Below are 7,615 nucleotides of genomic sequence, written 5' to 3'. Positions count from 1 at the left end.
CCCGCGCCCGGTGCTCCCCACGCTCGCCGACGCGCAGGACGTCACCGGCGAGGAGGGCGGGGATGCGGGCGCCGACCGCATCTCCGTCGATGCGGTCGTGGGCACGAGCGGAGACCAGGTAGCCATCGCGCCGGGGACGCTGCGGCGGACGTGGACCGAAGGCGGGCGCCGCTACTTCCACTATGCGACCGGCGTCCCCATCGGCAACGAGTACGGCCTCTTCTCCGCGAGGTACACGGTGCGCGAGGAGCGGCGCAACGGCGTCACGATCCAGATCTACCATGACCCTGCGCACACCGGGAACGTGGACCGCGTGCTCCGGAGCGTCCGCGCGTCGCTGGACCGCAACAGCCGCGAGTTCGGGCCGTACCCATACGATTACATCCGCCTCGTCGAGAACCCCGTCCGCCGGATGGGCGCGCATGCCGACGCGTCCACCATCGACTACGGGCAGGGGTTCGCCCTCTTCGATCCAGCCGAGGATCCGCGGGGGCTGGACTTTCCGTTCGCCATCATGGCGCACGAGATGGCGCACGAATGGGGAGTCCCGTACGCCTTCGCCGAGGGAGCGCCGCTGCTGTCGGAAAGCTTCGCGTGGTACGCGGCGATGGGCGTGGTGGAGGAGACCTACGGGCGCGACCACCTCCGGCGGCTGCTGAGGTTCTTCCGGCAGCCATATCCAATCGTGCCCATCCGCCAGTCCGTTCCGCTGCTCCGGGCGATGGACCCGTACGCCTCCTACCGCAAGGGCCCGTTCGCCTTGTACGCGCTGAGCGAGTACATCGGCAGGGAGCGGGTGGACCTGGCGTGGAGACGCCTGATCGAGAAGCATCGTTCGGGAGCGCCGGCGACCAGTCTCGATCTTTACCGCGAGCTCCAGGCGGTCACGCCGGACTCGATGCGGTACCTGCTGCACGACCTGTTCGCGGCGAACACCTTCTGGGAGCTGAAGACGGAGCGCGCCACGGCCAAGCGGACCACGGCGGGTGGCTGGCAGGTGACGCTCCGCGTGCGGGCGCGGAAGGTGACCGTGGACCCCGCGGGGGTGGAGACGGAGGTGCCGATGAACGAGTGGATACCCGTCGGCGTCTTCGCCCCAACCCGGAAGCAGGGCGAGGACTTCGGAGAGACGCTCTACCTGCGGATGCACCGCATCCGCTCCGGCGGGCAGACGATCACGGTGACGGTCCCGCGCAAGCCCTCCGACGCCGGCATTGATCCCTACGTCCTGCTGATCGACCTGGAACGGTTCGACAACGTGGAGAAGGTGGAGATCGAGCGTTGACGATGCGTCACGAGCGCACGCATGCCTGCGAGCGCTCGTTGCGGCCGGGTGCGGCGCGTCGCGTATCTTCCGGAAGCCTTTCCGAGCGGGGTATCGTGGCTGATTTCGTGGAGCGAGGTTCCATCGTGCGGAGGATCTGGGGAGATGGAGACATGGTGCTCCTGGTCTTCACCGGCTCCGCCGCGGAGTTCGCGCTCAACCGTGCCATCGACTGGCTGTTCTTCACCGGGAAGCTGCCCGGCGATCCCATCGGCCGCCTTTTCTCCACCGCGGGATATGCCCAGCAGATCGTCTTCGCCGACGCAGCGACCGCCGCGCGCACGCTCGATCGCATCCGGGCGGTTCACCAGGCGGTGGAGCACCAGCGCGGCGAGCAGATCCCGGATTGGGCCCATCGCGACGTGCTCTACATGCTCATCGACTACTCCGAGCGAGCACACGAGTTGCTCGCGCGGCCGTTGAGCGCAGCCGAGCAGCGCGACCTCTACGACGTTTTCCGGCGAGTGGGAATCGGCTTGGGCATCCCCGACCTTCCGCGGACCTACGCGGCTTGGAGAGCCGATCGTGAGCGCCACCTGCACCGGGATCTCGTGCACGGCGATGGCACGGACGCACTTTACGCGCAATACCGGAAGCACCTTGGCCCCTGGCGGTATCATCTCCTGCTGCGCATCCAGGCGATTCTGACGCCCGAGCACGTGCGCGGCCTGCTACGGCTGAAGCCTGCGGAATGGCTGCGGCCTCTGCTCCGTTTCTATCCTGTTCTGGTCCGTGCTGGATTGCGCTCCCTCACCCAGCGGCTGCTCATGCCGTCGACGTATCTCGCCGCGGCGCGGGCTCTGGATTACCGCGCGAAAAGCGAGGAGAGCGGTGGGAGGGGAGAACGCACGAAAGGCGGCCTTCATCGGCATCGCACGGCCAAGTCGAGCCGCGCACCCGACGTCCGAAACGGCAGGACCGTCAGCTAGAACGGCCGGTCAGGCTTCAGGCGCTTTCACTCGCGAGTAACGCCTGAAGCGGGTCGAGGTTCTGCTCGTTCGCGGTGTCCGTCAGGCGGCGCATCTTCTTGGCGAACTCGGGGCTCTCGAGATGCTTGTGCGTCACCGGAATCTCGGGCTACTTAGTCAGTAGTCGGACGACATCGAATCCTAAACGCGAGGCCCCATGAGTACCACGGTGAAGCCGCGGGTGACGTCCCTCGCGCCCCAGTTCCTGGTGGACGACCTGGCGCGCTCGATCGCATTCTACCAGAAGCTCGGCTTCACGTTCGGCGAGCCGTGGGACGGATTTTACGCGATCGGTCTGCTGGACGGGTTGGAGCTCCACCTGAAGGAAGCGCCGAAATGCGACGAAGAGCGGCAGCACCGGCGAGCGAATGAGCATCTCGATGCGGCTGCCGGGGTGGACGGGATCGAGGCGTTCTACGCGCAGTGCACCGCGAACGGCGCAACGATCATCAAGCCGCTTTCGGCAACGGCGTGGGGTACGATGGACTTCTACATCGAGGACCCCGATGGGTATATCCTCAGCTTCGGCGGGCGCCCGGATGCCGACTGAGCGGTTCGCTGGTTTCGAGGCGCGACCGAGCTGGACATCGATTTCGTTGGATCTGATGACGGCGGGCAGATCTTCTCAGTCTTGCCGCTGACCTACGGTATCCGGCTGGCGCCGGAGTCCTGCGGCGGAATGCGGGGCCGGGCAAACATCACGCACTGCGGGAGCAGCGATGCCGTCGTCTACAGCCCATCCCAGCCTCGCCGATGTGCCTGCCGTGACAGGCTCCGAGCCCACGAAGGACGCCAGGGAGCCGGTCACACCGAAGGCGGGATCGACCAGCTCCGCGAGAGCGGGGAAGAGCGTGCCGCGAAAGGCACGTAGTCCCGCGTCGCTGCCCAAGTCCGATGGGGATGCCGGCGTGCAGGCGTACATCGCCAGCATGGAGCCGTGGCAGGCCGCGATCGCCAGGCGCATCGACGCGCTCGTCGTGAAGCACGTGCCCCACGTCCGCAAGGCCGTGAGGTGGCACAGCCCGTTCTACGGCGTGGAGGGGCAGGGCTGGTTCCTCGCCTTCGCAGCCTTCCAGCGCCACATCAAGTTCAGCTTCTTCAAGGGGACGTCGCTGAAGCCGGTTCCGCCCATCGGCCAGTTCAAGGACGTGCGGTCCGTGGACGTGCGCGAGTCGGACCCGTTCGACGAGCAGCAGTGGGCGATCTGGATCGAGCAGGCGGCCTCCATCCCCGGCTGGGACGGTGGATCGACGCGTTCCGGCGGGTCCGCTCTCTAGGGCAAGCCGCCAATCCGTCCCACCCTGGCCGACAGGTGAAGCGGACGGAGCGGGGCGATCTTCTTCCCAATGTCGCCGCCGCGCTCGGCAACGCCCTCGTTTCCGCATCTACTTCACACGTTCCGACCTCCGCGCTGAACGCCTGGCCCGTTCCGGCTCCCTCACCCTGGGCGAGGCGATGCCGGCGCACCGCAGGGTGCGCAATGTCCCGACGGCGGTGCGTTGCGGCGCGAGGGCCACGCGTTCCAGACCGATGCGGCGATGAGCAGCGCGCTGCCCGCCCCGGTGAGGATCGGGTGATGCGCGCCCGCGGTCATGGCGTGTCCCGCATGGGCACCGTGCGAATGGGTGAGATCGGCGAGCAGGAGCAGGGCCGCCACCGATCCCACGGCCGCGGGACGATAGCCGCGCCGCGCGGGAGCGCCGCGGGCCAGGAGCCCCACGGCGGCAAAAAGGGAGACCACGATGACAGGCCGGGGCAGCTGCGGCACGGTCATCAGCCCCATCGCCGCCAGGACGCTGCCGTGCACCATCAGGCAGACCGAGCATTTCGGAAGCACGGCCACCAGCAGCGACAGCCCCACCGAGGACACGCGATTCCACGTTCCGCTGCGAAACGCGCTCCCGGTTACATCGACGCCGCTTCCCACCGACGCTAGGACTGGTTTCCACAACATTCCCATCCCTCCGCTGCTGGTCCCGAGCGCGGGATCGTGGCGCACGTCACAACAACTGACGAAGCGCACTCACCCGCACTCTGAAAGAGAGTGCCTGTCTCTCTCCCTTAGACGGACGCGAAGGGCCGAGTTTTACCTGGAGCGCAATCGACAGCGTTTCCGGGCGGTCGGTTCTCTCGCGGGATGAGAACCGCGATTGCGCGCCAGCCCTCCATCCCCGGTCGTTTCACCCGTTCGCTGGTAGGCGCTGGGGCGGATCGGGACGGAGGAGGCGTGGGACGCGGACTGTGGGGGAAGGTGGCGAGGACGGGGTGTGGTGTCCGAGGTCGAGCTGTCAGTCGGCGAACGCCGATGTTCCGAGCACATGAGGCATCGTGATCGGCAGCAGCATTCGATCGTTTCCTTCCGGCTCGTGACCCGCGCGGGTTTCCGAAGCCTCGACCTAGGTCGTTCAGAGGAGCTCGATGCGCGGTCGTTCGATCCGTCGCACCTGTTCCACGAGCAGCGCGAGCGTCTTCTCGTCGGCATTCAACGGGATCTCGATCACGGTCCCGTCGGCTCCGAAGATGCGAATCGGCCGGGCTGGTGCTCCGGTGCCGCCGTCGGGCCCCGACGCCTGCTCGCGGGCACGCCTCCACCCGACGAGCCCCGTGATCAACGCCGTGAGCACCCCCGCTCCGGCCTGGATGATCCCGGCCAGGACGTTGGGGTCCAGCGCGGGGGAGCGCATGGTCACCTTGCGCGGCCGCACCTCCAGCAGGGCGGTCCCATCCACGTACGGCACCAGCGCCCGCATCAGCTCGTCGCTCGTGTAGCCCTCACACTGAATCAGAACCTCTGTCATCTCGTCTCCTCGTTGGGGAGCAGGGTGCGAACCGAACCTTCCGCGGCAGTGTAGGCGCTCGTCCGGCGGCTCGGCAACGATACACGGCTGGTCGGATCGCGCGCGTGTCGGGGGATGCGATTCGATCTACGCTCTCATCTGCCTGTCCTTCATCTCGCCGAGCAAACACATCTCCAGCGACCGTCGCGGGTTGCGTGGTGAGAAGGCGCCCGATCACGCGATCGCCAGCTTGGTCCCGCTCGATACGCAAGCGATGAAGAACTCGAGGAGGGCGTCCGGGCCGGAAATCGACTGGAAGCCCGTCGCGGGGTCGGAGGCGAGGGCGAGCAGGCGATCTGCCGTCTCCCGGTCCGCGTCGCCCGGAACGGCAAGGAATGTGGTGCAGATCGTGGTCGACGGGTCGCGCCGGATCTCGCGGGCGATGCGGAGGGTGCGGGCGGGACTAACGTCCACGCCGCCGGAGACGACCACGATGACCACGCTGGAGACGAGGTCGTCTGGCGCGGCGCGCAGGAACTGCCCGGCGATCCGCTGCGCCTCTTCCAGCCCCGGCCCGATGTCGGTGCGGCCGCCGTGATGGCGCGTCGGGTCGTAGTCGGCGCCATCGTCGATCTGCTCTGCCGGCGTGACGGGCGTGTGGACGCTCGCTTGCTCGCGGCACGCGACGACGGCGAAGAAGAAGTTCTGCCTGTATGGCGAGCGCCTGAAGCGGGTGAGCATCTCGCGGACGGCTGTGCTCACCATCTGCGCCTTGGTGATCTTGCCTTCACCCTCCTCGGCCATGGATGCGCTGCCGTCTAGAACGAGGATGCCGAGCTGGCTGAAGCTGCGCCCGGCCGGGACGATCGCCACGTCCATGATGCGAGCTCGTCGGCGCATCCATCCTCCTGTGCTGGTCGGCTGCTTTGCCAGGGAGCCGGCGGTGTGCGTGGCGAGTGGCGCTGAGCCAAACCCAGCGCTCTCCAGCGGAGAGGGGCTGGAAGTATGACTCGCGCGCGGCATCCCGAGCGAGAGTATCCGCGCGACCGGGAGTCGAAGGGACGGGTGCCCAGCCGCGGTGCGCGCCGTCCCTCTGACTCACTCAGTCGGACCCGGACCGGGGTTTTCTCTGTCGTGCGCGCGCGACGAGCGACGAGTTGCACGCAGCGCAGAACGGCTGTCGCGGCGCGAGGGGTCGCGTCGTGACAGCCGTTTCCGTTGGGCGGGGAATCGCCGAGGGGTTTACCGCCCAGCGACGGCTCCCCGATGCGGGGCGGGGCAGGGTAGCGCCTTCAAGCCTCCGCGAACCTTCACACGGCGCGATTCGATTTGTGCCGCAAAGATACAGATCCGGACACGACAGGCTTGTGCGTCTCCCTTGGTCGACGCACTTTCCGCATCCACGTTCGATGTTGTCGTTTCTGGAATCCCGATCCGTACGCCACCCCACCGCCTACCGCCCGACGACCCCTCGTCCCGGCCACGTCCGGGGCGCTTTCTCTCCTTCGTACATCTATCCAGTGGTGAAAATGAATCGCCGCATCCCATTCTTTATCGCGGTGTGCGTTCTGGGCGCCGCGGTGGTCGGTGCTTGGCTGTACAATCCTCGGCCGGCCAATCCGCTGCACGAGCTGGCGGGTGCACATCTCAAACGTGCCTTCGCCCCGCGTTTCTCGATCGAGATGGAGTACCAGCCGTGCACGCTTCCGGCGCAGGGGGACGAGACGGTGCCGCGGGAGGCATGCGGGACGAACGAGGAGGGCGCGCTCGATGCGAACGCCTTCGACACGGACGCGGACGGCACGAACGCGGACGCGCTTCGGGGGTCCGCACTGGCGAAGCTGATCTTTGGAGACGAAACCGGGCATCCGGTCGATGATGCGATCGCTCTGCTGTCCAGGGCGAGCACGCTCACGCACCGGTCCGTGCCCGTGCTGGTGGACCTGGCCGGCACGCACCTCGTGCGGGCGGAACGGACGCAGAACCCGCGCGACCTGGCGCAGGCCCTGGAGTACGCCGTCGAGGCGCTGGAAACGGAGCCGAAGAACCGGGCAGCGCTGTTCGACGCTGCCCTGGCGCTCCAGTCGATTACCATCGACGGCCAGGCCGCGAAGGCCTGGGACCGGTACCTGGCGGTCGATTCGACCTCGCCCTGGGCGAACGATGCACGACGGAGGAAGAGTATCCTCCCGAAGCTGCGCCCGGAGCACCCTTCGGATTCACTCCGCTGGTCCCTGGCCACGGCGGACGCGAACGCCGCGCGGTACCCGCAGGAGGCGCGGCTGCGGGGTTGGCAGCAGGAGCTGCGCGCCTGGGGTGACGCCGTGATCAGTGGCGACGCGGAGAAGGCCGCGCGGCACCTGAAGCTGGCGGAGCGGCTCGGACACGCGCTCGAGCGGCGGCGCGGCGGAGACGCCACGCTGGCTGACGCGGTACGCGCCATCCGTGCGGCCGCCGCCAATCCCGCGGCGATGCGAGTTCTGGCCCGGGGCCACCGGGATTATGCAGCGGGACGGGCGCTCGACAGCATGGACATGACCAATCGG

8 protein-coding genes are annotated in these 7,615 nt (G+C 67.8%); 5 read left to right on the top strand and 3 right to left on the bottom strand.

The annotated features are described in order from the left end of the window. From VFE05_23590 to VFE05_23575, 4 genes are all read left to right on the top strand, one after another. The coding region (locus VFE05_23590; protein HET6233081.1) for a hypothetical protein at positions 1-1,285 on the top strand (1,285 nt) is incomplete at its 5' end. A 152-nt stretch (positions 1,286-1,437) separates the two neighbouring features. After that, entirely contained in the window at positions 1,438-2,253 is an 816-nt protein-coding gene (locus tag VFE05_23585) for an oxygenase MpaB family protein (GenBank protein ID HET6233080.1), read from the top strand. A gap of 196 nt (positions 2,254-2,449) precedes the next feature. Then, positions 2,450-2,842 (top strand): VOC family protein, encoded by a 393-nt coding sequence (locus VFE05_23580; protein ID HET6233079.1) that lies wholly within the window; start codon positions 2,450-2,452, stop codon positions 2,840-2,842. Between the two features lie 301 nt (positions 2,843-3,143). Then, complete coding sequence (locus tag VFE05_23575) at positions 3,144-3,569, top strand: DUF1801 domain-containing protein (protein ID HET6233078.1); 426 nt, start codon at positions 3,144-3,146, stop codon at positions 3,567-3,569. 161 nt (positions 3,570-3,730) lie between these two features. Here VFE05_23575 and VFE05_23570 read toward each other — a convergent pair whose 3' ends face one another. The 3 genes from VFE05_23570 to VFE05_23560 form a co-directional block, all read right to left on the bottom strand. Further along, positions 3,731-4,162 carry a hypothetical protein gene (locus VFE05_23570; protein ID HET6233077.1) on the bottom strand — a complete coding sequence of 144 codons (432 nt, stop codon included), beginning with the start codon at positions 4,160-4,162 and terminating at the stop codon, positions 3,731-3,733. A 535-nt stretch (positions 4,163-4,697) separates the two neighbouring features. After that, entirely contained in the window at positions 4,698-5,090 is a 393-nt protein-coding gene (locus VFE05_23565) for a hypothetical protein (protein HET6233076.1), read from the bottom strand. 213 nt (positions 5,091-5,303) lie between these two features. Next, on the bottom strand, positions 5,304-5,969 hold the full coding sequence (locus VFE05_23560) for a VWA domain-containing protein (protein ID HET6233075.1): 666 nt from the start codon (positions 5,967-5,969) through the stop codon (positions 5,304-5,306). A 629-nt stretch (positions 5,970-6,598) separates the two neighbouring features. Here VFE05_23560 and VFE05_23555 point away from each other — a divergent pair. After that, on the top strand, positions 6,599-7,615 hold a 1,017-nt coding region (locus VFE05_23555; protein HET6233074.1), incomplete at its 3' end, for a hypothetical protein.

The sequence above is a fragment of the Longimicrobiaceae bacterium genome, from assembly GCA_035696245.1.
Taxonomy (GTDB): Bacteria; Gemmatimonadota; Gemmatimonadetes; order Longimicrobiales; family Longimicrobiaceae; genus DASRQW01.
The sequence above is the reverse complement of the archived record's forward strand: the minus strand, read 5'-3'. Positions and strand labels throughout refer to the sequence as shown.

Excerpts from the sequence above, each read along its gene's own strand:
- VFE05_23585 (HET6233080.1), top strand. The coding sequence starts at position 1,438 with ATGGTGCTCCTGGTCTTCACCGGCTCCGCCGCGGAGTTCGCGCTCAAC.
- VFE05_23580 (HET6233079.1), top strand. The coding sequence starts at position 2,450 with ATGAGTACCACGGTGAAGCCGCGGGTGACGTCCCTCGCGCCCCAGTTC.
- VFE05_23565 (HET6233076.1), bottom strand. The coding sequence starts at position 5,090 with ATGACAGAGGTTCTGATTCAGTGTGAGGGCTACACGAGCGACGAGCTG.
- VFE05_23560 (HET6233075.1), bottom strand. The coding sequence starts at position 5,969 with ATGCGCCGACGAGCTCGCATCATGGACGTGGCGATCGTCCCGGCCGGG.